This is a genomic window from Borreliella japonica, from assembly GCF_030438115.2.
Taxonomy (GTDB): domain Bacteria; phylum Spirochaetota; class Spirochaetia; order Borreliales; family Borreliaceae; genus Borreliella; species Borreliella japonica.
Genome location: NZ_CP124062.1, coordinates 396,898 through 421,546, shown reverse-complemented (window position 1 = coordinate 421,546; position 24,649 = coordinate 396,898). Strand labels below are relative to the sequence as shown.

Below are 24,649 nucleotides of genomic sequence, written 5' to 3'. Positions count from 1 at the left end.
TATTCTCCATTATATATATATTTTTATAAAGCCTGTGCCCAAGAAATTAAATCTAGCTCCTTCAAATGACATTGGACTGCTCAATAGCATAGTTGTTCCAATGGTAGCAACAGCTTTAAACCCAATCACAATATTTTTAAGAAAGCTATATTCTATTACTAAGGGTAGTCTTATTACGACTCCTATTCTATTTTGAAGAGAATCTGATTGTTGAATTTCATTTTCTTCTTCGTCGCCAAGTTTTTCATTCGATTTTTCAGGACTTCCTTTTGACCAATCTGCACCTATTCCAATGCCGCCGGAAATCATAGTGTTTTTGTGTATTTCATCTTTGAATAAAAGATCTATTCCTGCTATAACATAGGGCATGAAACTGTTAGGTTTAAGTCCTACGAACCCTCCGTAGCCAAGGTCTATGTCTACATATGGGACAGATATTGTAATATTTGTAAGTGGGTATCCAACTCCAAAGCCTATGCCAAATAAACGGCGTACAGACTCTTCTTTTGCAAGAAGTTTTTCAAAATCAAAGTCATCTTCAACCCCCGCTTTGCTTTTTGATTGGGCAGTTAATAAACCCGTTGTTAAAATAAGTATTATTGTTGCTAATAGCATTCTCATTTAAATTCTCCTTTTTTATATCCAATTTTAGATATTATCTTTACAATATTTTTAATAAAGTGTAAAAAATCAAAAATATTGATGTTTATTTGCTTATTTTGATAGCAAAACTTTATTGTTAATTTGTTAGTTGTTTTGTTTATCAAAAAATTTTTAATCACAAATACAGGTATTATTATACTACTTGACTGGATATTGATGTTAATTTTGTTTGTTTGTATAAGGTTTTTGAAAATATATTTTTGCTTTTCTTTTCCGGTCTTTAAAAAAAATATAAATCTATGAATTTGCAATAAATAAATTTTATTGTAATGTTTTATTTTAAAATACTTGCAAAAAAACTTTATTTGCTTTAAGGCTTTTGAAACTAATTTGAGGCTATTGATCCTTTTGTTCAAAAATTTATCCCAAAAATTTGAATATTAAGTTTTTAATCTATAAACAAATAGTATGTCAAAGTTTTGAATTTAAAATGCTGTTTGATATTATTTTAATTAAGACTAAATTAATTAAAAATAAGTTTAGTATATAATTTATTTTTATTAAACTTATACAAAGCTTATGATTAAACTGTATATTGTTTTTTTTTATTTTTTTTCTTTTTTATTGGGATTTCCAGAAAATATTTTTTTTAAAAATTTAGGATTCTCTAATAATGATCAGTATTTTATGTTTGGCGAATATGGGTTTGAAAATGGATATTATTATTCTTCTGTATACTTTGTTGATGTTATTAAAAATAATTTTGCAGACTCCGGAGTGCATTCTAGGATTTTTAAGGAGCACATTGAGTATTCAGATAGTTACGATAAAAGTCTTTATGAACTTTTAAAGATGATTAATTTTAAAGTTAAGGAATTTAAAATTAATCATCTAAGAAGAGGACGAGAAATTTATTTTTATGTTAAGAGTGAAATTCCAGAAACAGATCTTTTAAATTTTGTTGATTTTAAAACAGGAAATGAATATCAAGTTTTTGTAAATAAGGATATTAATTTTCAAGAACTTTCTTCTTCTTTTAATATTTTTTTATCTGTCAGATATTGTAATTCAACTATAGAAAAACATCTTATTGTTGGAAGAGGGAATTACTATAGGAAAAATGTTATTGATTACAAAATAAGAGAGATTTTTTTATTTCCAAATGAAGATGGAATTGTTTTTGTTTTGGAAAAAATCATGTTAAATTCTTATGGAAATAAATATAAGCGGTTTATGGTTGAAATTAAAAAATATTGAATATAATTATTTAGTGTTTTAAGAAGTTTAATGCTTTGTTAAGGATAATGTATGAGTGATTTTATAGCATCAAAAGAAGATGATTATTCTAAATGGTATTTGGATATAGTTCAGAGAGCAAAACTTGCTGATTATAGTCCCGTAAAAGGGTGTATGGTGATTATGCCTTATGGGTATTCTATTTGGAGCAAAATTCAGAGTATACTTGATAAAAAATTTAAGGAGACAGGACATGAGAATGCATATTTTCCCATGCTTATTCCTTATAGTTTTTTAGAAAAAGAAAAGGACCATATTGATGGATTTTCACCTGAGTTTGCTATTATTAAGGATGCTGGTGGAGAAAGTTTGGCGGAGCCTTTAGTTTTAAGGCCTACTTCTGAGACAATTATTTGGAATATGTATAGCAAATGGATTAAGTCTTACAGAGACCTTCCTATTAAAATTAATCAATGGGCAAATGTTATTCGATGGGAGAAGAGAACAAGACCTTTTTTGCGTACTACCGAATTTTTATGGCAAGAAGGACATACTGCTCATGCTACTAAAGAGGAAGCATTAGAAGAAACTTTGCTTATTTTGGATGTATATAAAAAATTTATAGAGGACTATTTAGCTATTCCAGTTTTTTGCGGTAAAAAATCTGAAAAGGAAAAATTTGCGGGAGCTGTTTCTACTTATTCAATTGAGGCATTAATGCAAGATAAAAAAGCGCTTCAAGTCGCGACATCTCATTATTTAGGTTCAAATTTTGCAAAGGCATTTGGTGTAAAATTTCAAGACAAAGATGGCAAGATGAGACATGTATTTGCTAGTAGTTGGGGTGTTTCTACTAGATTGATTGGTGCTTTGATTATGGTTCATTCTGATGAGAAGGGTTTAATTTTGCCGCCTCGCATTGCTCCAATAGAAATTATTGTTATTCCTATTTTTAAAAAAGAAGATGAAATTAATAAAAGAATTTTGGACTATTCTGATTGTGTTGTGCAGACTTTAAAAAAAGCAGAATTTAGGGTTGAAATTGACAAGGATATTAGAAGTTCTCCAGGATTTAGATTTTCATCTGCTGAGTTTAAGGGAATTCCAATACGTCTTGAAGTAGGGATAAATGATATCCTTTTAAATTCTGTTACTATTGTAAGAAGAGATAAAGACAGAAAATTTAAGTATCAAATATCACTTGATTCTCTTGTCAGCAAGGTTAAGGCAGAACTTGATTCTATGCAAAAGGATTTATTTAAAAAAGCACTAAATTTTATGACCCTAAATACCAAGGAGATTTTTAGAAACGGGAAGGATAGTTATGAATTATTCAAAACTCATGTGAGTGATTATTCTGGATTTGTGATTTCTTGTTGGTGTGGTAGTTTGAATTGTGAAAATATTATTAAAAATGAAACTAAAGCTACAATTAGATGTATTCCTGATGATTTTAAAGCCAAGGATTTAACAGGTATGACTTGCATTTATTGTTCTTCTAAGGCTAAGTATTTTGTTTTATTTGCCAAATCTTATTAATTTATTTGGCTTTAATTAATTTTTTCTTGATCTTCTAATTCTTTAAAATTTATTATATGTATAATTGCAATGTTAAAGGCAAAGTCAATTAGTAAAGCTAAAGAGATTAATATTGGTAGCATTGGTGTTATGTTGGAAACATTTAACTCTATTCCTTTTGTATAGGTAGAGCAAAGCATTGTAATTATATAAATTAAGCTGTTTGGAATATGAGGAAATGCAAGGACAAAAAAAAATGATAAAGTACTCATATAGCTTATTTCATAGATAGAAATGGGTAAACTAGAATATGATTTTAAAATTATAAAAAATGATATTACTGAAACAAAAATAGTCCCAAATTTAGAAACGAAATTTATCAGAGGTATGTTTATAATTATAGATTTTTTTATATTTATTCTTTCATTTTTAATGTCTTCTATTAAGATCACATAGGGGGAATAAGAATCTTTTGTTAATCCTGAAAATATTATGTTTTGGAATGATACAAAGATTCCTTTATATATCATTCCAAAATTTTTTGTTAATCTATAACTGATTGTTGGTAATATTACGAATAAAATTATAATTGTCCATATCAAAAAGAATGTTATGCTATTTGTGTAATTTTGATAATCTTTAAAGTTTTTCAAACTTGCGGTATAATCTGCTGTTATAAAAATGATTCCTACATTTAACATATTTGCAATAAATCCATTTGCATGGTAAAAAAGATTGGATGCGCTAAGCATCAGTTCTCTAGCTATTCTGCCCTTTTGTTTTGCATAATAAAAGCTGGTACCTATTATTATTGAAATCATATAGATGCTTAGTAGATTTGGATTGCTAGACGTAAATATTTTGAAAATATTTTTTGGGAAAAATGTTTCTAATAAAGCTTCTTTTTCAAAAAAATATGTATTTTGTACTGTTTTTTCTAGTATTGGGATTCTTTGCGGAAGATATATTATAGCAGCTGTTATTGATACAACAACTCCAGATAGATTAGTTAAAATTCCATAATAAATTGTTTTACTAAAGAGTTTTTTAAAGTTTTTATTTTCAATAATATTTTCAATTCCTAATGGAATTGAAAATATTAAAAAAGGAATAAGAGATAAGTATGATAATCTTATAAAAGCATGGGATAAAGAGCTGTAAATCTCAAGAGGGAGAAATAATCCCAAAAAGATTCCAATAGGTAGAGTGAAAAAAAAATTAATTTTTACATTCATATGACTTTTCCTTTCAGAGATTCAAGGTATACTGCGTATAATAAATAGTACTAAATTTTTTTGTAAATATAAACTTTAGAGTTAAAATTGTACTTGTGTTTTTGTATTGTTTGTTGGTGTTTTTGGGGGTTGTTTGTATAAATATCCTGATTCTGTAGATACAGATTTAGATGCAAGATTACCAAATATTTTAACTTTAGAGGAGCATGATAAGCAATTTTTTACTAAAGATTTTTATAAAAATCTTATTTCAAGCAGTAAAGAAATTGGTCTTAAGCTTCATAAAGTTTTAGTGGATTATTTAAATCCACAGTCAGAAGAGGTTGACAGAGTTTTAAAATATAATCAAGTGATTAATATTTATTGGTCTTTTCTCAGATCAATTGCAAAAAATATTTCAAAATTGACCATGGAGCAGAAAATTTTATTTAGATTTGCTGCTCTTATTCCGAATGCACTTGGATCTGAAATTCAGCTATTGATTTCAAAAACTATTTGGGACAATCATTATAATGAGTCTTTTATTTATTTTGATGAATGGCTTTATGGGGTTCATAGTTTTAAGCTTAGTAGATTAGCAACTGATTTATCGGTAGATAATTTTAAAGAAGAAGATCTAGAAAAAATTTTGCTCAATAAGAAAGAAAAACTTTTGGCAAGTATTGATTTTGCAAAGAGCAGTCTTAAAAGAACCGATAAGATTAGAGAAGAAGCTCTTTGCAAGTTAAGAAGTATGTTTGGATTTTTATTCTCAAATAATAGTCAAGACGATTCAACTTATATGTCTGAATACGAAGTGCAAAGTCCTTATTCTAATTCAATTTTAAAGCCTTTAAATTTCGCTGGTGATTATGTTGATGACCTTATTAAGTCAAATAGAGATATCAATGTTTTTATTAATAAAATTGAAGATGCTAACAGAGAGCTTTTTGAAATTCAAAATAAAATGAATAATATTGGAATGTCTCTTGAATCAACTATTGCATATGATGAGGTTGAGGTTATCAGAAGTGCTAATAAACTTGCAATAGGGTCAAGAGGCAATCATTTTCCTATTCTTTTGAGAAATAATGTAGTTGCTAACCCCCAATTTTTTGGAAGTAGAGAAAGAATTATGCAGCTTGTTTGGGAAATCGAAGATATTCAGCCCAGACTTTTTCAAAAAGCTTACAGAGGAGATTTGATTAGGGTAGTTCCTTATTTTATATTAATACCTTCTTATGGAGATAAAGGAATTTGTTGGGAATCAATTGATATTAAGAACAGAGCAAATGGCAGGGGTAAAATATTAATACCTATGTATGCCAAAAACTTAAGAAAAGCGGTTATTTTAGGCATTGGCGATTTTGTTTGGGAACTTGCAAAAGAACAAGCCTCTTTTAGATGGATGGAAACAGGACTTACAGGGCAATATTACGATTATTATGTTAAGTTTATTAAAAAAGGAAATGTTAAAAATTTTTTTCTAGAAGATTATTTTCTTTGGATAGAGAAGGAAAGTAAAGGAATTCAAAAGCTTGAGAAATTGGTACGTGGTATAATGTGGAGGAATTTACCCTTTTCTAAAAATTTAAAAGAGGTACTTGCTAAAAAATCTTTTATATACAAGGATCTGATTGATAAAGATAAAAATATTCAAGCATCCGATGGATATTGAATTTGTTTTTTTATTTTGCTAGAATTCTAATTATTTCTTTGTTTTTAAGTGTTTTAAGTTCTTTTTTGTAATTGTCGTCAATGTAAATTTTTTTCTTCCCCAGTGATTCGATTAATTTTATATTTTCTGTTTTTATTGCAGCTTGCATTGGTGTTTTTCTATTTTCAAGCGTAGAGCTTAAGTCAGCTCCACTTTCTTTTAAAAATTCAAATATTTTTTCGTTACTAGTATATATTGCCCAAAATATTGGAGAATGACCCGTATCATCTATTTGATTAAGCTTTATTCCATAATCTATTAATATTTTTACGATTTCAAATTCATTGTTTATTATTGAAATTGAAATTGGAGATATTTTATGTTTAAAGTTTATTTCTGCTCCAAGATTTAGCGCAATTAAAACTCCTTTTTTATTGTTGAAAAAAACAGATATTATAAAAAGATCGTTTTTAATTTTTTCTAAATTTTGTAAAGTTTTTTTATCGTTTATATTTATTGAATTTATAAATTTATTTAGAGTGTTTTTATTGTTTTGATAATCTTTGCTATTGAAAGCATATAAATTTTTTTGTAATTCTTTTACTATTGAGACACTTGTATTAGTGTTTGTTGAATTTAAATTCATTGTTATTTGTAATAACAATAAAGGTACAATGAATTCTTTTTTCATGTTTTAGAGATTTATGTTCCTTTAATAAAGTGTTTAATTTTAGATGATTGCTTTTTTAATAAGTATAAATTAACATTTATTATAGTTTATCATAAGAGCATTTTTCAATGTTTTTGGTCATAATTGACAATTGTGAAATGATTTTTTGTCTATTTTATACTAAATTTGTAATTTAGGCGTTAGTTTTACTGTTTTGATAGCTTTTGTATTGGTGTTGATATAAAATGTGGTTATGTTAAGTTAGTATTTGCAAAATTTTGATAATTTTTTAAATTGAGGTGTGTATTCTATTATATATAGTTTATATTGTAAAATGCTTTTATGAATCTGTTGATTGAAATTGCTAAATTTGTTTTGATTTTGTTTTTGTTTCTTTCTTGTAAGCAAAAACAAAGTGAGATTCAAAATCTTATTTACCTTTTAAAATCTTCTAATAAGAATAGATTAGATAAGTTTCTTATTGTTGATAGAGTTGTTAATATATGTATTGCAAATAAAAATTATGAAAATGCTTTAGAAATTGTAAATAGTGGAATTATTGATGATGGATCTAGAGAATATTATCCTTTGTACCTTTATTTAATGGGTAACATTTATAATTCTATGGGAGAAGATTTTGTAGCTTTTAGTATTTACAAGCATGTTGTTGACAATTTTGATGATTTTTTTTACGAAAACCGTTCAGTGAAAACAAGAGTGGCTAAAAAGATTGTTAATTTAAATATTGATTCAATCGATAAGATCAAGTATTATAAATTTATATTAAATACAGGAATTGATGATTTAAATAGTGAGGAAAAGGGTAATTATTTTTATAATCTTGCATTAAGTTTGGAAGATGTTCAAGATTATGATGAATCTTATTTCTATTATAAAAAATTTCTTTCAATTCCAAGATCACAATTAAAAATAGATTCTAGAGACTATTTTAATGTTGTTACAAAAATTAATTATTTTAATAATCCAGAGTTTGTTGTTTATAGAAATTTGGGAGATTTAATCCAAGATGTTAAAAATTTTGTTCTTTCCGGGGATACTTCAAAATTGCTTAATATAAGAGATAAGAATAATTTTTTTATTCAAAGCTGGGATCAAAAGGGCGGAAAAAGTAATTCCATTAATACTAACAGCTTTTTAACCACTATGATTAAGCTTGGGGGGAGAAGAAAAAACGGAATACAATTTGCAAAGCATCTTGAGGCGGATTCTAGCGATGATATATCTTATCTTGAATCAAGTGGCTGGGACCATATTAGGGAATGGTATTTTGTTTTTAAAAAAATTGTTTATCCTAAAGATCCAGAAATTAATAATGGTTGGACTTGGATAGGTGTTTATTTAGGTAAAAAATAATAGGAAGAAGATAATGCATTTTCTTAAGTTTCTTTTTAGTTATTTATTTATACTTTATTCTAATGTTTCTATAATAAAAGATGATGTTGCCGAGACAAGTGTGCATAGAATAATCGATTGGGATAGGAAGGTTATTTGTTTTGATATTGTTAAGGAAATTAATGAAAATGAATTTAGGCCAGTAGGTTTAAATACAGCGTCTAAATTAATAGCAACCATTAATGATTTTAAAGATACGCTAATAAGAGAGTCTCTTTTTAAGATAATTATGGACTCTGAAAACACTTTTAAGGATTATTTTGACCTAAATCCCAGCTTAATACTTAATTTTTCAGGTCCCAATAGTATTTTGAAAAGATCTTATATAAAATATTCAGAAGATTTAAGAAGTTTAACTGTTAGGTATGAGCTTAGTCTTTTTCCCGATTTTATAAATTTATTTTTTTCGCATGAAAAACCTTATAAAGCTTTTTATCCATTGGTAAATTCTGATGTTGATAAAACCGATTATACAGGAGTTGTGATTTATGTAGGTGAAGTCTACAATAATGCTTTTGGTTCTAAAAAATTAGAAGACTCTTTTTTTATCAAAATTTATGATGAAAACATTAGGCCATATTTTGACAAGAGAATGGTTTCTTCAGAAGCTTTGAGAAAATGGGGAATGCTTGAATATAGTAATGATGTTCTTTATAACAATAAAAATAGGATTGGATACCGTCCTTTAAAATTAGTTGCCAAAAGTATTTATGGTAAAAATAATACAGATATTATACTCGACGAGTATAATATTAATAAGTTATTTTCAAATAGTAACAACATTAAGCTTTTACAAGACGGAAAACTTGTTGTAATAAAGTAAGAAAATTAAACTTGGTACTTGTTTTTTTCCAAGTAATCAACTAAGATAATAAAGAGTTTTATAAGGAATTAATGCCCTTATAGCTCAGTTGGTAGAGCACCACCATGGTAAGGTGGGGGTCGTCGGTTCAAGTCCGATTGAGGGCTTTTATTGGTAGTTAGGAGTTTTGTTGTATGGGTAAAAAGAAGGGAAAAGGAGCTGTTGAGCTTATATCTTTGATTTGTGAAGAGACCGGAATTAGGAATTATACCACTACTAAGAATAGACGTAATAAGCAAGAGAAGTTAGAATTGATGAAATATTGTCCAAAATTACGGAAACACACTCTTCATAAGGAAGGAAAAATAAAATAATAAATAATAGGTCAGTAGTTCCAACGGTAGAACGACAGTCTCCAAAACTGTATGTTGGGGGTTCGAATCCCTCCTGACCTGTTGTTAGAATTAAAGTGAGGCTTTAAGTGTTTAGGTTTATCAGAGATAGTATCTTGGAGCTTAAGAAGGTAACATGGCCTAAGTATAATGAGGTGGTTGAAAATGGAAAACAAGTTTTTTGGTTGGTATTATTTGTTTCAATCTTCTTAGGTATAGTTGATTATCTCATGTTTCTTGTTGTAACTTATGTATTTTAGTTTGATTTTAAGAAGGGCAAATTATGTCTAGAGCTTGGTATGTAGTTCAAACTTATTCTCAATATGAGAAAAAGATAGAGCAAGACATAAGACTTTTGATAAGTGAAGGTGTTTTTGGTAGTGTAGTGTTAGATGTCAAAGCTCCTATTGAAAAAGTGGAAGAGATAAGAAATGGTAAGAAAAGAATAAGAGAGAGAAAAATTTGGCCAGGTTATATTCTTATTGAGCTAGATCTTCCAGAAGTAGGTTGGAAAGATATTGTTGCTAATATTATTAAAGTTCAAGGTGTTATTAATTTTGTTGGTGTTAGCAAGGGGCAAAGACCTATTCCTATCAATGATGAAGAAGTAAAAAGTGTTTTTATGCTTACTGGTGAGATTAAAGCAAATAAATCTATTTTTATGCTTTATGACTTTGAAGAAGGAGAAAGGGTTAGAATTAAAGGCGGACCTTTTGATTCTTTTGAAGGGCTTATTAGTTCTATTGATTACGAAAGAAAGAAATTAAAAGTTGCAGTTCAAATTTTTGGAAGGTCAACGCCTGTTGAAGTTGATTTTCAGCATATAGAAAAGATTTAAAATTTGATACTAATGGGAGCTTTGAAGGCGTTATTACCATAAGGAGATAATAATATGGCAAAAAAAAAAGCAATTTCTTGGATTAAATTGCAGGTTCCAGCTGCTCAAGCAGCTCCAGGAGCTAAAATAGGGCAAGCGCTTGGACCCCATGGAGTTAGTGGGCCCCAGTTTGTAAAGGAATTTAATGAGAGAACCTCAAAGATGGATCCCGGCATTGTGGTTCCTGTTATTATTACTGTTTATAGCGACAAAAGTTTTTCTTTTATTATAAAGACTCCCCCGGCTTCAATTTTAATTAAAAAAGCTATTGGGATAGAATCAGGATCTAAAAAATCCAACACAGATAAAGTTGGAACTATATCAAAAGAAAAGTTGATGGAGATAGCAAAAATTAAAATGCCTGATTTAAATGCAAAGTCGGAATCAGCAGCATTTAAGATTATTTCAGGAAGTGCGCGTTCAATGGGTGTTGAGGTAGAAAAATAATGTCAAAAAAGGGTAAAAAATATATTGCGGCTTTTTCCAAAGTAGATAAGAGTAAGTTTTATAGCATTGAAGATGCAATTTCATTGTTAAAGGAAGTTAAATTTGTTAAATTCGATGAAACCATAGATATATCTGTTAACCTTAATTTAAAAAAGAATCATACTGTTAGAGACACTATAGTTTTGCCAAATCAGTTTATGAAGCCAAAAAGAATACTTGTTTTTGCAAAAGGTGATCGAGCAGATGAGGCTAGGGCTTTTGGTGCAACTTATGTTGGAGATGATGATCTTATAAATAAGATTAAAGGTGGTTGGGATGAATTTGATATTGTTGTTGCAACTCCTGATATGATGAAGGATGTTGGAAGACTCGGCCCTATTTTAGGGAAAAGAGGTTTAATGCCCAATCCAAAAACTCAAACAGTTACAAATAATCTTAAGGATGCAATCAGCAGCCTTAAAAAAGGTAGAACAGAATTTAGAGCAAATAAAAATGGTGTAATAAGCTTTTCTCTTGGTAAGTCTTCTATGGACAATGAAAAAATAAAAGAAAATTATGAGGAATTTATCAAGGAAGTTATTAAAAGAAGACCGAGCGACTTGAAGGGAGTTTTTATAGATAGTATTTATATTTCAAGTACTATGGGGCCTTCTATAAAAGTTGATTTTGTTTGGAGGTGACAGTATGAGTGCAAAGGTAAATTCTAAAAAGTTGGAAATGTTCGATTTATTAAAAAAATTTATAGATAGTAAGCAAAATCTTTTTTTCTTAGATTATAGAGGCTTGAGTGTATCTCAGTTGACAGATCTTCGCAATAAAATAGAAAGCGAACATGGAGCCTTAAAAGTTGTTAAAAACAATATAATGAAGATGGTTTTAAAAGAAAAGAATATTGATGTTGTTGATTCTTGTTTGGTTGGGCCTACAGTTGTTGTTGCTGCGCTGGAGGAGGCTAATGTAATAGCAAAGATTTTTTACGATTTTGTAAAAAATAGTACCTTAAAAGTAAAGGGTGGTTTTGTTTTAGGAGAGTTTTATGATGAGGCTAAAGTTCAAGCTTATAGCAAGCTTCCTACCAAAAAAGAGTCTATTTCTTTGTTTGCTAGCGTGTTAAAAGCGCCAGTTTCTAAGCTTGCAAGAACATTAAAAGCTTTGGCTGATGTTAAAAATTAACATGGCAGTGTTAGTCTTAATTTTTGAGTGCATGCTATCACTGTAAAATGAAATATATAAGGAGTTAATATGGCACTAAATAAAGAAGATATTTTAGCTTGGCTTGAGGGTGCAAAAACTATGGAAGTTGTTGACCTTGTAACAGCTATTGAAGAAAAGTTCGGAGTAACTGCTGCTGCTGTTGCTGCTGTTGGAGGGGGTGCTGCTTCAACAGGCTCAGCCGATTCTGAAGAACAAACCGAATTTGATGTAATTCTTATGTCTTTTGGTGATAGCAAGATAAATGTTATAAAAGAGGTTAGAGCTATTACAGGACTTGGTCTTGGAGAAGCTAAGGCTTTAGTTGAATCTGCTCCCAAAGCTATTAAAGAAGGTCTTTCTAAGTCAGATGCTGAGGAATTGAAAAAGAAACTTGAGGCAGTTGGCGCAAAAGTTGAAGTTAAATAAAAAATTAAAAATATATCAAAGTTGTTATTCCGCATGTCGTTATGATATGCGGCTTGTTATGTCTTAAAAAAGGAGTCTTTTAATGGTAAAAAGAGTTCATCTGGGACAAGGAAGAGCTGATGAGATTTTAGACTTACCTAACCTGATAGAAATACAATTAAATTCTTATGAAAAATTTTTACAACTTGATAAATTAAAAAATAAAAAACCTTTACTCAATGAAGGCCTTGAGTCTGTTTTTAGAAATATATTTCCCATCAAAAGTGGCAATGGTGATGTCGCTCTTGAGTATGAAAGATACTATATAGAAAATGATGCTCTTGATTTTACAGAAAAAGAATGTAAAAGAAAAGGTCAAAGTTATGAAGCTGTTTTAAAAGTAAGGCTAAATTTGCAATTTTTGACTACTGGGGAAATAAGGCAAAAAGACGTGTATATGGGAACTATTCCTTTAATGACAGAAAGGGGCACTTTTATTATCAATGGGGCTGAGAGGGTTGTTGTTTCTCAGATTCATAGATCTCCAGGAGTTGTTTTTTATAAAGAAAAAGATTTGTATTCCGCTAGAATAATTCCTTATCGCGGTTCTTGGTTAGAATTTGAGATTGATTCTAAAAAAGATTATCTTTATGTAAAAATAGATAGAAAAAAAAGAATACTCATAACTCTTTTTTTAAGAGCTTTAGGGTTTGATACGAGAGAAAAAATAATAGAAACGTTTTATAACATTAAAAAAATTAAAGTCGAGGATGGTACAAAAAGAGATCTTCCAGGTCAATATTTAGCCAAGAGTATTAGCATAAAAGAGAATATGTATTATCGAGCAGGAGATAAAATTACTCTGCAAGATGTTGAAGATTTTTTACAAAATGGAGTAAATGAAATAGAACTTGTTGATTTTGATGGTTATGATTCTATTTCTGGAAAGTACTTTGTGAGTTCAAATGTTATTTTAAATTGTCTTGAGAAAGAGGATGCTTTTTTTGCCTTAAAGGATGGTTCTAAAGAGCTTCCAAAAGAATCGGTTATGCTTGCTGTTTATGGTGCTCTTTTTCCCGGTGAGCCAATATCGATTGATAATGCTGAGAATGATTTAAAAACCATATTCTTTTCTGAAAGAAGATATGATCTTGGACGTGTGGGGCGTTACAAACTTTCTAAAAAATTTGGATTTGACGATTTAAGTACATCGGTTTTAACTATGAATGACATTGTTAATACTATATCTCATCTTTTGAGAATATATGAAGGCCATGATGTTCTTGATGATATTGATCATTTAGGAAATAGAAGGGTTCGTTCTGTTGGAGAGCTTCTTACCAATATATATAAAGGGGCTATGTCAAGAGTTGAAAAAATTGCTAAAGATAGAATGTCTAACAAGGAAGTTTTTAATCTAAAGCCCCAAGAATTAATAAGTGTTAAACCTATTGTATCTGCTGTTAAAGAATTTTTTGCGACCAGTCAGCTCTCACAGTTCATGGATCAGGTTAATCCTTTGGCCGAACTTACCCATAAAAGGCGTCTTAATGCTCTTGGGCCGGGGGGGCTTTCAAGAGATAGAGCAGGATTTGAAGTAAGAGATGTGCATTATACTCATTATGGCAGAATGTGTCCTATTGAAACTCCCGAAGGACCAAATATTGGGCTTATTGTTTCTTTGGCTACTTATTCTAGAGTTAATGATTATGGTTTTTTAGAAACTCCTTATAGGAAGGTTGTTAATGGAAAGGTGACTGACGAATTAGAATATTTATCTGCTATTGACGAAGAGAAAAAATGTATTGCTCAAGCCAATGCTGCTTTTAATTCTAATGGAAAATATCTTGAAGATTTAGTTTCTGTTAGAATTTCTGGTGATTATACTACAACAAATCCTAAAAATATAGACTATATGGATGTCTCTCCTAGGCAGTTAATTTCAGTATCTTCGGCATTAATTCCTTTTCTTGAGCACAATGATGCAAATCGAGCTCTTATGGGTTCTAATATGCAAAGACAAGCGGTACCTCTGCTTTTTCCTAAACCTCCGATTGTTGGTACGGGCATGGAAAGTGTTGTTGCAAAGGATTCAGGAGTAGTAGTTAAGGCTAAAAGAAGTGGAGAAGTCATTCTTGCAACAAGTAATAAAGTAGTTGTTAAGCCTTTTGAATCAGAGAATGCTAAAGATTTAGATGAGTATCATATTGTTAAGTACGAAAGAACAAATCAAGATACTTGTTTTAATCAATCCGTTTTGGTTAAAGAGGGTCAAAAGGTTGAAAGGGGTGAGATAATAGCTGATGGCCCTGCTACTAGATATGGAGAGCTTGCTCTTGGTAATAATTTATTGTTAGGGGTTATTCCTTGGAATGGATTTAATTATGAGGATGCCATATTGATTTCTGATCGAATCGTAAAAGAAGATCTTTATACATCTATTCATATTAAAGAATTCAGCATAGAGGTAAGAGAGACTAAGCTTGGTCCTGAGAAGGTTACAGGAGATATACCAAATGTTAGCGAAAAGATACTAAACAAATTGGATGAAAATGGGATTATACGGATAGGAACTTATGTAAAGCCTGGGGATATTTTGGTTGGTAAAGTTACTCCAAAGTCAGAAGGAGACATTACTCCTGAATTTAGACTTTTAACTTCCATTTTTGGAGAAAAAGCAAAAGATGTTAAAAATAATTCGTTAAAAGTTCCCCATGGTACTGAGGGCACAGTTATTGATGTTCAAAGGATTACTAAAGAGGATGTTGGCAATCTTTCTCCTGGTGTTGAGGAGATACTTAAAGTTTATGTCGCTAAAAAAAGGAAGCTTAAAGAGGGTGATAAAATGGCTGGACGACATGGCAATAAGGGTGTTGTTGCAAAAATTCTTCCCGTTGAAGATATGCCTTATCTTGCAGATGGGACTCCCCTTGACATATGCTTAAATCCTTTAGGAGTTCCATCTAGAATGAATATCGGGCAGTTAATGGAATCGCAATTAGGTCTTGCTGGTAAATATTTAGGTGAATCTTACAATGTTCCTGTTTTTGAATCTGCTACAAATGAACAGATTCAAGAAAAATTAAAAAAAGCTGGATTTAATTCAACTTCTAAAGAAGTTTTATATGATGGTTATACGGGAGAGCCGTTTGAAAATGAAGTAATGGTTGGAGTGATTTACATGCTTAAACTTCACCATCTTGTCGATGATAAAATGCATGCAAGATCAACAGGGCCATATTCTCTTGTTTCCCAACAACCTCTTGGAGGAAAAGCTCAATTTGGTGGGCAAAGACTTGGAGAAATGGAGGTTTGGGCTCTTGAGGCTTATGGTGCAGCTCACACTCTTCAAGAACTTTTAACAGTTAAATCTGATGATATGTCGGGTAGAGTCAAGATATATGAGAATATAGTAAAAGGTGTTCCTACTAATGTATCAGGGATCCCCGAGTCCTTTAATGTGCTAATGCAAGAGCTTAGAGGGCTTGGACTTGATTTGTCAATTTATGATGATAATGGTAATCAAGTTCCTTTGACAGAGAAAGAAGAAGAATTGATTAATAAAAGCTAAGTTTTTGGAGTTTTTATGAAAGAGATAAAAGATTTTGAAAGAATAAAAATTAAAATAGCATCTCCTGATCAAATTAGAAATTGGTCTTACGGAGAGGTGAAAAAGTCTGAGACTATTAATTATAGAACTTTAAGGCCCGAGAAGGATGGACTTTTTTGTGAAAGGATTTTTGGTACTACAAAGGAATGGGAATGTTATTGTGGTAAATTCAAATCAGTTAGATATAAAGGTATTATTTGTGATCGTTGTAATGTAGAGGTTACCCACTTTAAGGTGAGGCGTGAAAGAATGGGGCATATTGAGCTAGCAGCCCCAGTTGCTCATATTTGGTATTACAAATATATACCCTCTAGGATTGGTCTTTTGCTTGACATTACGGCATCTAGCTTGAATTCTATTCTTTATTATGAAAAATATGTAGTAATTGAACCTGGCGATACCGATCTTAAAAAAATGCAGCTTTTAAGTGAAGATGAGTACATAGAGGCCAGAGAGCGATATGGTATGTCTTTTAATGCTTCGATGGGAGCTGAAGCGATTAAAACTCTTCTTGAAAATCTTGATCTTGATGAGCTTTCATCTAAGCTAAGGATTCAAATGATAGATAAAGATGATAAAACCGATAAGAAGCTCTTAAGGCGTCTTGAGATTATTGAGAATTTTAAAATTTCTGGGAATAAGCCGGAATGGATGATTATGGAGGTACTTCCTGTTATTCCTCCAGAGATTAGGCCAATGGTTCAGCTTGATGGAGGACGATTTGCGACATCTGATCTTAATGATCTTTATAGAAGAGTTATAAATAGGAATAATCGTTTAAGGAAGTTGCTTCTTCTTAATGCACCAGAGATTATTGTGAGAAATGAAAAAAGAATGCTTCAGGAATCAGTAGACTCTCTTTTTGACAATTCTCATAAAAGAAAGGTTGTCAAAGGATCATCTAGTAGGCCTCTTAAGTCGCTTTCCGATGCTTTAAAAGGTAAGCAGGGAAGGTTTAGACAAAATCTTCTTGGTAAAAGAGTGGATTATTCTGGTCGTTCTGTGATTGTTGTTGGTCCCGAGCTAAAGTTACATCAATGCGGATTGCCTGCAAAAATGGCTCTTGAACTGTTTAAGCCTTTTGTGATAAGAAGGTTGATTGAGAGTGAAGCTGTTTTTAATATCAAAAGAGCAAAAAATTTAATCGAACAAGAAGTTGACGAGGTATGGCAAATTTTAGATCTTGTTATCAAGGAGCATCCTATTCTTTTAAATAGGGCTCCTACTCTTCATAGACTTGGAATTCAAGCTTTTGAGCCTGTTTTGGTTGAGGGTAAGGCAATAAAATTACACCCTCTTGTTTGTCATGCATATAATGCCGATTTTGATGGTGATCAAATGGCAGTACATGTTCCTCTAACTCCATCAGCACAAGCTGAAAGCTGGGCCTTAATGCTTTCAACAAATAATCTTTTAAATCCTGCCAATGGGCATCCTATTGTTTTTCCATCTCAAGATATTGTTTTGGGTTTATATTATTTAACAATGGAAAAAAAGAATGTTATTGGAGAAGGTAAAAAGTTTTTAAACTTTAGCAATGTTATTCTTGCTATAAATAATAGGAGTTTAGATTACAATGCTTCTATTTATGTAAAAATTAATGGCGAATACAAAAAGACAACAGCTGGTAGAGTTATATTTAATGAGGCTTTGCCCGATGGAATTGAATTTGTAAATAAAACCCTTAGCGATTTGGAACTACAAATTTTAATATCAAAAGTTTATGTAGTTCATGGTTCCTCTACTGTAATTGAAATGCTTGACATTATCAAGGAGCTTGGATTTAGGTATGCTACTAAGTTTGGGTGCACAATTAGTATGAGTGATATTATTGTTCCTGATGAAAAGAAAACTTATATAGACAGGGCTAATAAAGAGATTGCTAAAATTCAAAATGATTATGCCAAGGGTGTTATTACTGGTGAAGAGCGTTATAATAATGTAGTTTCTGTTTGGTTGAAGACAAACGAAGAACTTACTAACAAGATGATGGAAATTTTAAAGAAAGACAAAGATGGATTTAATGTTATATATATGATGGCGGATTCTGGTGCTAGGGGAAGTAGAAATCAAATAAGGCAACTTGCTGGTATGAGAGGATTGATGGCAAAAACCTCTGGTGATATTATCGAGCTTCCAATTATTTCTAACTTTAAAGAAGGTCTTTCTGTGATAGAGTTTTTTATATCTACAAATGGAGCAAGAAAGGGTTTAGCAGATACTGCTCTTAAGACAGCTGATGCTGGATATTTAACTCGGAGATTAGTAGACATTGCTCAAGATGTTGTTGTTAGAATAGAAGATTGTGGAACTATAAACGGAATAAAAGTTGAAACTGTAAAAAATGGCGAAGAAATATTAGAATCTTTGAAAGAAAAAGCCGTTGGGAGTTATTCTATTGAAAGAATAAAAAATCCAATTACTGGTGAGATCGTTTTGGATGCAAATGAAGAAATCTCAGAAGCTAAGATAGAATTGTTAGAGAAAATTGGTATTGAAAAACTTGTGATTAGATCTGTTTTAACATGTGAAGCTGAACATGGTGTTTGTCAAAAATGTTATGGTAGAGATTTCTCAAAGAACAAGCCTGTTAATATCGGCGAGGCTGTGGGAATAATTGCTGCTCAGTCAATAGGTCAACCAGGTACTCAATTGACCATGAGGACTTTTCATATTGGCGGGGTTGCTCAGGCTGGTAGTGAGGATGATAAAATATCTTTAAAGAATGCTTTTATACTTAATGGTATAGAAGGTTTTAATGTTAAGGTTGATAATGGAATTCTTTTCACAAGAAAGGGAACTTTAAAAATAATCAATGTTTTTTATGAGGAAAAAATTAAGAACATAGAAGAGATTAAAGTTTTAGATTCTCAAAGAGTAATCAAAGGTATTTCTTTGTTTGTCAATAAAAAGGGTGTAGAGATTTTCTCTTCTTATATTGGTTATGTTAAATTAAGAGGTGATAAATTTTTCATAGTATCAGAAGAACAAGAAGTTTCCTTGAAAGCTGGTACAAAGCTTGAAATAGGGGTTGGTGATTATGTTGAATCGGGTAAAGTTATAGGTACATTTGATCCATTTGCAGAGCCTATTATTGCAGAGGTTAAGGGTAAAATTAAATTTAAAGATATTATTTTAGGAACTACCCTTAAAGAGGAGATAAATACCGAAACAGGTAATGTTGAGAAAAGAATTACGGATAATGTTTTTGAATCTCTTGATCCTAGAATTTTTATTATTGATAGTAGTGGTATGGAAGTTGCATCTTATGTGTTACCAGGTGATGCTTATCTTCAAGTTGAAGATGGTCAGAATATAAATATAGGAGATGTTATTGCAAAACTTTCCAAGGGGTCTGAAAAAACTCAAGATATTACGGGGGGATTGCCCCGAGTTAATGATCTTTTTGAAACAAGAATTCCTAAAAATTTAACTGAAATGGCTAAAGTAAGTGGAATTGTGCAATTTAAATCAATTCAAAAAGGTAAAAGACTTATTAATATTTTAGATGAGTATGGGGTTGAGCATAAGCATTATATTCCAGCTGGCAAGCATCTTTTGGTTAGAGATGGAGATGTTGTTAAAGCGGGAGATATGCTTTGTGATGGCAGAATTAATCCTCATGATGTGCTTGAAATTTTAGGAGGGATTAGCTTGCAAGAATTTCTGTTAGCAGAAATTCAGGACGTTTACCGAAAACAAGGTGTTAGTATTAATGACAAACATATAGGTGTGATAATTAAGCAAATGATGAAAAAAGTTAAGATTGTGGCAGTTGGTGATACTAATTTTGTTTATGGGCAAAAGGTAGATAAGCATACTTTTTATGAACAAAATAGAAAAGTAATTGAACAAGGTGGTGAGCCAGCAATAGCAAGTCCCATTCTTATAGGAGTGACTAAGACATCTCTTAATATAGATTCTTTTATTTCTGCAGCTTCTTTTCAAGAAACAACAAAAGTATTAACTGATGCTTCTATTGCTGGGAAAATAGATGATCTTAGGGGATTGAAAGAAAATGTTGTAATTGGGCATTTAATCCCTACTGGAACTGGTATGGGACTTTATAAAAAAATTAAAGTTAGTGAAAATATCGATTCTGAAGTTTAACTTGAAAATAAGTGACATATTTGCTACTATTTTACTAATGATTCCAAAAAAAAGGAGAGCGTTGATAAATGCCCACAATTAATCAGTTAATTAGAAAACCTAGAAAAAGTCAAACGGAGAAGACCGCGTCTCCTGCACTTCAAAATTGCCCCCAAAGAAGAGGGATTTGTACTCGTGTAATGACCGTGACTCCTAAAAAGCCCAATTCAGCTTTAAGAAAAGTAGCGCGTGTTAGACTTTCAAATGGATTTGAGGTAACAGCATATATTCCAGGAATTGGTCATAATTTGCAAGAACATTCTGTGGTTCTGATTAGAGGTGGTCGAGTTAAAGATTTACCTGGAGTAAGGTATCATATTGTTCGAGGAGCCAAGGATACTCTTGGTGTTAACAATAGAAAAAAGGGTAGATCTAAGTATGGAACAAAAAAGCCTAAAGCTTAACTGAAAGGTGGGTTAATATTAAATATGTCAAGAAAAAATAAAAAAATCAAAAAGAAAATTTTTGTTGATACTAAGTACAATTCTAGAATTGTTGCAAAGTTTGCAAACAGAATGATGTATGATGGAAAAAAGTCAATAAGCGAGAGCATACTTTATAGTTCGATTGATTTGCTTGCCGATAAGCTTGAAGATACTGATAAGATGGCTGTTTTTTATAAAGCTTTAGACAATGTTAAGCCATTGGTAGAAGTGAGAAGTAGACGGGTAGGTGGCGCTACATATCAAGTTCCTGTTGAAGTTAGAGAAGAGAGAAGAGAGGCTTTGGCCATGAAGTGGATTATTTTTGCTGCTAGAAAATCTAGTGGTAAGTCTATGAAGGAAAAGTTGTCAAACGAACTTTTAAATGCATATAATTCTACTGGAGTTGCTTTTAAGAAGAAAGAAGATACTCATAGAATGGCTGAAGCAAATAAAGCTTTTACTCATTATAGATGGTAAGAAGACACCTTTTTTAAGGTGCCTTCTTTGTTTATATGTTGTAGGATTGTTAGGGTTATTTTTTGTTTTAATTTTATTAAAAGGAAGGGGGATATTTTTGTGTTAAAAAAAGTTTATTGTTTTTTAATTTTTTTATTTATTGTTGCCTGTTCTAGTTCTGATGATGGTAAGCCAAAGTCAAAAACAGTTTCGCTTATGGTTGATGGCGCTTTTGATGATAAAGGATTTAATGAAAGTTCTTCTAAGGCGATAAGAAAATTAAAGGCTGATTTTAATGTAAATATAATTGAAAAAGCATCTACAGGTAATTCTTATTTGGGAGATGTTACAAATTTAGAGGATGGTAATTCAAATTTGATTTGGGGAGTTGGATTTAGATTGTCGGATATTCTTTTGCAAAGAGCCAGTGAGAATGTTTCTATTAATTATGCAATCATGGAAGGAGTTTACAACGAAATTCAAATACCCAAAAATCTTCTTAACATTAATTTTAGATCCGAAGAGGCGGCTTTTTTAGCAGGATATTTTGCGTCAAAGGCTTCTAAAACAGGCAAGATTGGATTTATTGGGGGAGTGAGGGGAAAAGTTTTAGAATCTTTTATGTATGGATACGAAGCTGGTGCTAAGTATGCAAATTCTAATATTAAAGTGGTTTCCCAATATGTTGGAACATTTGGGGACTTCGGACTTGGTCGCTCAACAGCATCTAATATGTATCGAGATGGGGTTGATATTATATTTGCAGCTGCAGGACTTTCTGGCATAGGGGTAATTGAGGCTGCAAAAGAATTAGGGCCTGACCATTATATTATTGGAGTCGATCAGGATCAATCACATCTTGCTCCTAATAATGTTATTGTTTCTGCTGTAAAAAAAGTTGATTCATTGATATATAGTTTAACAAAAAAGTATTTAGAAACTGGAATTTGGGATGGAGGCAAGACTATGTTGCTCGGACTTAAAGAAGATGGACTTGGTTTGGTTTTAAATGAAAACTTAAAATTAAATTATTCTGAGATTTATAACAAATCATTGAAAATTGGACAAAATATAATGAATGGTATAATAAGAGTGCCTTATGACAAAGTGTCTTATGATAACTTTGTTTTGCAAATGGCAGATTAACTTGATCTTTGTGGAGTTGACCTGTGGAAAATGTTTTTAGTTATTTTTAGAGAGTCTTTTTATTGTTGTAATTTTAATTTAGATTAATCTTGCAAAAGAGTTTGAATTTGGATATTATGGTGATGTAGGAAAAATAATTTTTCTTACCACCATATTTTTGTTAATGCTAAAGGCATTTTTTTAAAAGGTTTATTGAGGTTTTTATTTTATAAGTAAAGAATACTATTTGTTAGTAAACTAAAGTTAGTATTTTGATTTTTAAAAAGTTCTGAATTTTTTAAATAAATTTTGTAAGGAGAGGATCGATTTTGTTTAAAAGGTTTATTTTTATTGCTTTGCCTTTATTAGTATTGGCCTGTTTTCAATCTAATAAAAAGGTTTCTAAATCCGACAAAGTTGTTATAGGTGTTTTGGCTAGTGGTAGCTTTTATGATAAGGGCTATAATCAAAGTGTTTATGATGGTGTTGTAAAACTTAAGGATAATTTTGGGGTAAAACTTATAACCAAATCTTTAAGGCCTTATCCTATTGAGGGCAAAAGACTTCTTACTGTTGATGAGGCAATGACAGAGGATGCTTATGAGGTTCAAAAAAATCCTTTAAATCTTTTTTGGATGATTGGATACCAATTTTCTAGTTTGTCGGTTAAACTTTCGTATGAACGTCCAGATATTTGTTATGGAATTATAGATTCTTTTGATTATGGTGATATTCAAGTTCCCAGGAATTCTTTGGCTATTAAATTTAGAAATGAAGAGGCTGCATTTCTAGCTGGGTATATTGCTGCTAAGATGAATAGAAGGGAAAAGATTGGATTTTTGACAGGCCCTAGAAGTGAACATTTGAATGATTTTAAGTTTGGTTTTAAGGCTGGAATTTTTTATGCTAATCCCAAGTTAAGATTAGTTTCAAAAAAGGCATCCTCTTTTTTTGATAAAGAGAAAGGCAAAGAAATGGCTCTGTTCATGTATAAAGAGGATAAAGTGGGCGTTATTTTTCCAATAGCCGGTATAACTGGACTTGGAGTTTATGATGCTGCTAAGGAGCTTGGATCCAAGTATTATGTTATTGGTTTAAATCAAGATCAGTCATATATTGCGCCTCAAAATGTTATTACTTCAATACTTAAGGATATTGGTAAGGTTATTTATTCTGTATCATCAGATTATATTAAAAATGGAATTTTTAAAGGTGGGGTCGTTATTGATCGGGGGTTAAAAGAAGGAGTAATTGAAATTGTTAAGGATCCCGATGTTTTAAATAATAGGTTGCTTGATGAAGTTGTCGCTCTGGAGAATAAAATAATAAGTGGAGAAATTATTGTTCCTGATAGTGAATATGCATTTGATTTATTTAAATCAAAGTTATAAACTATTAGCTATAGCTTTATTTTAAAAAGGTGAATAATTTATGAATAAATTATTATTATTGATTTTATTTGAAGGTATTATTTTTTTATCTTGTAGTGGTAAAGGCAGTCTTGAGAGTGGGATTCCTAAGGTATCTTTAATAATTGATGGAACTTTTGATGATAAGTCTTTTAATGAGAGTGCTTTAAATGGCATAAAAAAAGTTAAAGAGGAATTTGAGGTTGATCTTGTTTTAAAAGAATCTTCAATAAATTCTTATTTATCGGATCTTGAAGGTCTTAAAGATGCGGGTTCAAATTTAATTTGGCTTATTGGGTATAGATTTAGCGATGTAGCCAAGACTGTTTCTTTGCAGAATTCCGAGATGAAATATGCAATTATTGATCCTGTTTATTCTAATGAGCCTATTCCTGCGAATTTAGTGGGCATGACTTTTAGAGCTCAAGAAGGCGCGTTTTTGGCAGGCTATATTGCTGCAAAAGTTTCTAAAACAGGTAAAATTGGATTTTTAGGGGGAATAGAGGGCGAGATAGTAGATAGTTTCAGGTATGGATATGAAGCTGGTGCCAAGTATGCCAATAAAGATATCATTATATTTACTCAGTATATTGGTAGTTTTGTCGACATTGAAGCTGGTAGAAGTATTGCAACTAAAATGTATTCTGATGAGATAGATATTATTCATCATGCTGCAGGTCTTGGAGGAATTGGAGCTATTGAGGTTGCAAAAGAACTTGGTTCTGGGCATTACATTATTGGAGTTGATGAGGATCAGTCATATCTTGCTCCAGACAATGTAATTACATCTACAACCAAAGATGTTGGTAGATCTTTAAATCTTTTTACATCTAATTATTTAAAAACCAATACTTTCGAAGGCGGAAAATTAATAAATTATGGCCTTAAAGAAGGAGTTGTAGGATTTGTAAGAAATCCTAAAATGATTTCTTTTGAACTTGAGAAAGAAATTGATAGCCTTTCTAGCAAAATAATCAACAAAGAAGTCATTGTTCCATATAATGAGGAAAGTTATAAAAGATTTCTTAAAGAATTTGTTTAAGTAAA

General features: G+C 30.9%; 23 protein-coding genes and 2 tRNA genes. 21 read left to right on the top strand and 4 right to left on the bottom strand.

Annotation, left to right across the window (positions count from 1 at the left end; genetic code table 11):
* Positions 1-9 precede the first annotated feature (9 nt).
* Both QIA21_RS02610 and QIA21_RS02605 read right to left on the bottom strand, forming a co-directional pair.
* Complete coding sequence (locus QIA21_RS02610; protein ID WP_301393027.1) at positions 10-621, bottom strand: DUF3996 domain-containing protein; 612 nt, start codon at positions 619-621, stop codon at positions 10-12.
* On the bottom strand, positions 618-1,019 hold the full coding sequence (locus tag QIA21_RS02605; protein WP_301393026.1) for a hypothetical protein: 402 nt from the start codon (positions 1,017-1,019) through the stop codon (positions 618-620). Before QIA21_RS02605 ends, QIA21_RS02610 begins: the two co-directional genes overlap by 4 nt.
* A gap of 163 nt (positions 1,020-1,182) precedes the next feature.
* On the opposite strand from QIA21_RS02605, the gene QIA21_RS02600 reads away from it, so the two are divergent.
* Entirely contained in the window at positions 1,183-1,860 is a 678-nt protein-coding gene (locus QIA21_RS02600; RefSeq protein WP_301393025.1) for a DUF2259 domain-containing protein, read from the top strand.
* A 51-nt stretch (positions 1,861-1,911) separates the two neighbouring features.
* Positions 1,912-3,378 (top strand): proline--tRNA ligase, encoded by a 1,467-nt coding sequence (proS, locus tag QIA21_RS02595; protein ID WP_301393024.1) that lies wholly within the window; start codon positions 1,912-1,914, stop codon positions 3,376-3,378.
* Between the two features lie 11 nt (positions 3,379-3,389).
* On the opposite strand, the gene QIA21_RS02590 is transcribed toward proS, so the two are convergent.
* Complete coding sequence (locus QIA21_RS02590; protein ID WP_091972344.1) at positions 3,390-4,592, bottom strand: dicarboxylate/amino acid:cation symporter; 1,203 nt, start codon at positions 4,590-4,592, stop codon at positions 3,390-3,392.
* Positions 4,593-4,698: 106 nt separating this feature from the next.
* Between QIA21_RS02590 and QIA21_RS02585 the strand changes: the two genes are divergently transcribed.
* The gene (locus tag QIA21_RS02585) at positions 4,699-6,249 is read left to right on the top strand and encodes a hypothetical protein (protein ID WP_301393023.1); all 1,551 of its coding nucleotides are present in this window, start codon (positions 4,699-4,701) and stop codon (positions 6,247-6,249) included.
* Between the two features lie 10 nt (positions 6,250-6,259).
* On the opposite strand, the gene QIA21_RS02580 is transcribed toward QIA21_RS02585, so the two are convergent.
* Positions 6,260-6,919 carry an ankyrin repeat domain-containing protein gene (locus tag QIA21_RS02580; RefSeq protein ID WP_301393022.1) on the bottom strand — a complete coding sequence of 220 codons (660 nt, stop codon included), beginning with the start codon at positions 6,917-6,919 and terminating at the stop codon, positions 6,260-6,262.
* Positions 6,920-7,240: 321 nt separating this feature from the next.
* Here QIA21_RS02580 and QIA21_RS02575 point away from each other — a divergent pair, with 321 nt between their 5' ends.
* From QIA21_RS02575 to bmpA, 18 genes are all read left to right on the top strand, one after another.
* Complete coding sequence (locus tag QIA21_RS02575) at positions 7,241-8,272, top strand: hypothetical protein (protein WP_301393021.1); 1,032 nt, start codon at positions 7,241-7,243, stop codon at positions 8,270-8,272.
* A 13-nt stretch (positions 8,273-8,285) separates the two neighbouring features.
* Positions 8,286-9,134 (top strand): hypothetical protein, encoded by an 849-nt coding sequence (locus QIA21_RS02570; protein ID WP_091972351.1) that lies wholly within the window; start codon positions 8,286-8,288, stop codon positions 9,132-9,134.
* Between the two features lie 73 nt (positions 9,135-9,207).
* A tRNA-Thr gene (locus QIA21_RS02565) sits at positions 9,208-9,280 on the top strand.
* Between the two features lie 27 nt (positions 9,281-9,307).
* The gene (gene rpmG, locus QIA21_RS02560; RefSeq protein ID WP_002556991.1) at positions 9,308-9,487 is read left to right on the top strand and encodes a 50S ribosomal protein L33; all 180 of its coding nucleotides are present in this window, start codon (positions 9,308-9,310) and stop codon (positions 9,485-9,487) included.
* Positions 9,488-9,495: 8 nt separating this feature from the next.
* Positions 9,496-9,568 (top strand) — tRNA-Trp (locus tag QIA21_RS02555).
* 26 nt (positions 9,569-9,594) lie between these two features.
* Positions 9,595-9,765: a preprotein translocase subunit SecE gene (gene secE / locus QIA21_RS02550; protein ID WP_091972353.1), complete on the top strand. Its 171-nt coding sequence runs from the start codon at positions 9,595-9,597 to the stop codon at positions 9,763-9,765.
* A 23-nt stretch (positions 9,766-9,788) separates the two neighbouring features.
* Positions 9,789-10,343: a transcription termination/antitermination protein NusG gene (gene nusG, locus QIA21_RS02545; protein WP_091972355.1), complete on the top strand. Its 555-nt coding sequence runs from the start codon at positions 9,789-9,791 to the stop codon at positions 10,341-10,343.
* Between the two features lie 54 nt (positions 10,344-10,397).
* The gene (gene rplK / locus QIA21_RS02540) at positions 10,398-10,829 is read left to right on the top strand and encodes a 50S ribosomal protein L11 (protein ID WP_091972357.1); all 432 of its coding nucleotides are present in this window, start codon (positions 10,398-10,400) and stop codon (positions 10,827-10,829) included.
* Positions 10,829-11,509: a 50S ribosomal protein L1 gene (rplA, locus tag QIA21_RS02535; RefSeq protein ID WP_301393020.1), complete on the top strand. Its 681-nt coding sequence runs from the start codon at positions 10,829-10,831 to the stop codon at positions 11,507-11,509. Before rplK ends, rplA begins: the two co-directional genes overlap by 1 nt.
* A gap of 4 nt (positions 11,510-11,513) precedes the next feature.
* A complete protein-coding gene (gene rplJ / locus QIA21_RS02530; protein ID WP_301393019.1) occupies positions 11,514-12,002 on the top strand; it encodes a 50S ribosomal protein L10 in 489 nt (162 codons plus the stop codon).
* A 69-nt stretch (positions 12,003-12,071) separates the two neighbouring features.
* Entirely contained in the window at positions 12,072-12,449 is a 378-nt protein-coding gene (gene rplL / locus QIA21_RS02525; RefSeq protein ID WP_091972363.1) for a 50S ribosomal protein L7/L12, read from the top strand.
* 82 nt (positions 12,450-12,531) lie between these two features.
* Positions 12,532-15,999, top strand: coding sequence for a DNA-directed RNA polymerase subunit beta (gene rpoB, locus QIA21_RS02520; RefSeq protein WP_301393018.1), 3,468 nt, complete (start codon positions 12,532-12,534; stop codon positions 15,997-15,999).
* Positions 16,000-16,014: 15 nt separating this feature from the next.
* Positions 16,015-20,148: a DNA-directed RNA polymerase subunit beta' gene (gene rpoC, locus QIA21_RS02515; RefSeq protein ID WP_301393017.1), complete on the top strand. Its 4,134-nt coding sequence runs from the start codon at positions 16,015-16,017 to the stop codon at positions 20,146-20,148.
* Positions 20,149-20,216: 68 nt separating this feature from the next.
* Entirely contained in the window at positions 20,217-20,591 is a 375-nt protein-coding gene (gene rpsL / locus QIA21_RS02510; protein WP_002656492.1) for a 30S ribosomal protein S12, read from the top strand.
* 24 nt (positions 20,592-20,615) lie between these two features.
* Positions 20,616-21,089 carry a 30S ribosomal protein S7 gene (gene rpsG / locus QIA21_RS02505; protein ID WP_091972369.1) on the top strand — a complete coding sequence of 158 codons (474 nt, stop codon included), beginning with the start codon at positions 20,616-20,618 and terminating at the stop codon, positions 21,087-21,089.
* 99 nt (positions 21,090-21,188) lie between these two features.
* A complete protein-coding gene (bmpD, locus tag QIA21_RS02500; RefSeq protein WP_301393016.1) occupies positions 21,189-22,214 on the top strand; it encodes a nucleoside ABC transporter substrate-binding protein BmpD in 1,026 nt (341 codons plus the stop codon).
* Between the two features lie 308 nt (positions 22,215-22,522).
* Positions 22,523-23,584 (top strand): nucleoside ABC transporter substrate-binding protein BmpC, encoded by a 1,062-nt coding sequence (gene bmpC / locus QIA21_RS02495; protein WP_301393015.1) that lies wholly within the window; start codon positions 22,523-22,525, stop codon positions 23,582-23,584.
* Positions 23,585-23,624: 40 nt separating this feature from the next.
* Entirely contained in the window at positions 23,625-24,644 is a 1,020-nt protein-coding gene (gene bmpA, locus QIA21_RS02490; RefSeq protein WP_301393014.1) for a nucleoside ABC transporter substrate-binding protein BmpA, read from the top strand.
* Positions 24,645-24,649: the final 5 nt, after the last annotated feature.

What these genes read in the sequence shown, in the direction of transcription:
- QIA21_RS02610 (WP_301393027.1), bottom strand. Translation starts at nt 621, where the DNA reads ATGAGAATGCTATTAGCAACAATAATACTTATTTTAACAACGGGTTTA.
- QIA21_RS02600 (WP_301393025.1), top strand. Translation starts at nt 1,183, where the DNA reads ATGATTAAACTGTATATTGTTTTTTTTTATTTTTTTTCTTTTTTATTG.
- proS (WP_301393024.1), top strand. Translation starts at nt 1,912, where the DNA reads ATGAGTGATTTTATAGCATCAAAAGAAGATGATTATTCTAAATGGTAT.
- QIA21_RS02590 (WP_091972344.1), bottom strand. Translation starts at nt 4,592, where the DNA reads ATGAATGTAAAAATTAATTTTTTTTTCACTCTACCTATTGGAATCTTT.
- QIA21_RS02580 (WP_301393022.1), bottom strand. Translation starts at nt 6,919, where the DNA reads ATGAAAAAAGAATTCATTGTACCTTTATTGTTATTACAAATAACAATG.
- QIA21_RS02575 (WP_301393021.1), top strand. Translation starts at nt 7,241, where the DNA reads ATGAATCTGTTGATTGAAATTGCTAAATTTGTTTTGATTTTGTTTTTG.
- QIA21_RS02570 (WP_091972351.1), top strand. Translation starts at nt 8,286, where the DNA reads ATGCATTTTCTTAAGTTTCTTTTTAGTTATTTATTTATACTTTATTCT.
- rpmG (WP_002556991.1), top strand. Translation starts at nt 9,308, where the DNA reads ATGGGTAAAAAGAAGGGAAAAGGAGCTGTTGAGCTTATATCTTTGATT.
- nusG (WP_091972355.1), top strand. Translation starts at nt 9,789, where the DNA reads ATGTCTAGAGCTTGGTATGTAGTTCAAACTTATTCTCAATATGAGAAA.
- rplK (WP_091972357.1), top strand. Translation starts at nt 10,398, where the DNA reads ATGGCAAAAAAAAAAGCAATTTCTTGGATTAAATTGCAGGTTCCAGCT.
- rplA (WP_301393020.1), top strand. Translation starts at nt 10,829, where the DNA reads ATGTCAAAAAAGGGTAAAAAATATATTGCGGCTTTTTCCAAAGTAGAT.
- rplJ (WP_301393019.1), top strand. Translation starts at nt 11,514, where the DNA reads ATGAGTGCAAAGGTAAATTCTAAAAAGTTGGAAATGTTCGATTTATTA.
- rplL (WP_091972363.1), top strand. Translation starts at nt 12,072, where the DNA reads ATGGCACTAAATAAAGAAGATATTTTAGCTTGGCTTGAGGGTGCAAAA.
- rpoB (WP_301393018.1), top strand. Translation starts at nt 12,532, where the DNA reads ATGGTAAAAAGAGTTCATCTGGGACAAGGAAGAGCTGATGAGATTTTA.
- rpoC (WP_301393017.1), top strand. Translation starts at nt 16,015, where the DNA reads ATGAAAGAGATAAAAGATTTTGAAAGAATAAAAATTAAAATAGCATCT.
- rpsL (WP_002656492.1), top strand. Translation starts at nt 20,217, where the DNA reads ATGCCCACAATTAATCAGTTAATTAGAAAACCTAGAAAAAGTCAAACG.
- rpsG (WP_091972369.1), top strand. Translation starts at nt 20,616, where the DNA reads ATGTCAAGAAAAAATAAAAAAATCAAAAAGAAAATTTTTGTTGATACT.
- bmpA (WP_301393014.1), top strand. Translation starts at nt 23,625, where the DNA reads ATGAATAAATTATTATTATTGATTTTATTTGAAGGTATTATTTTTTTA.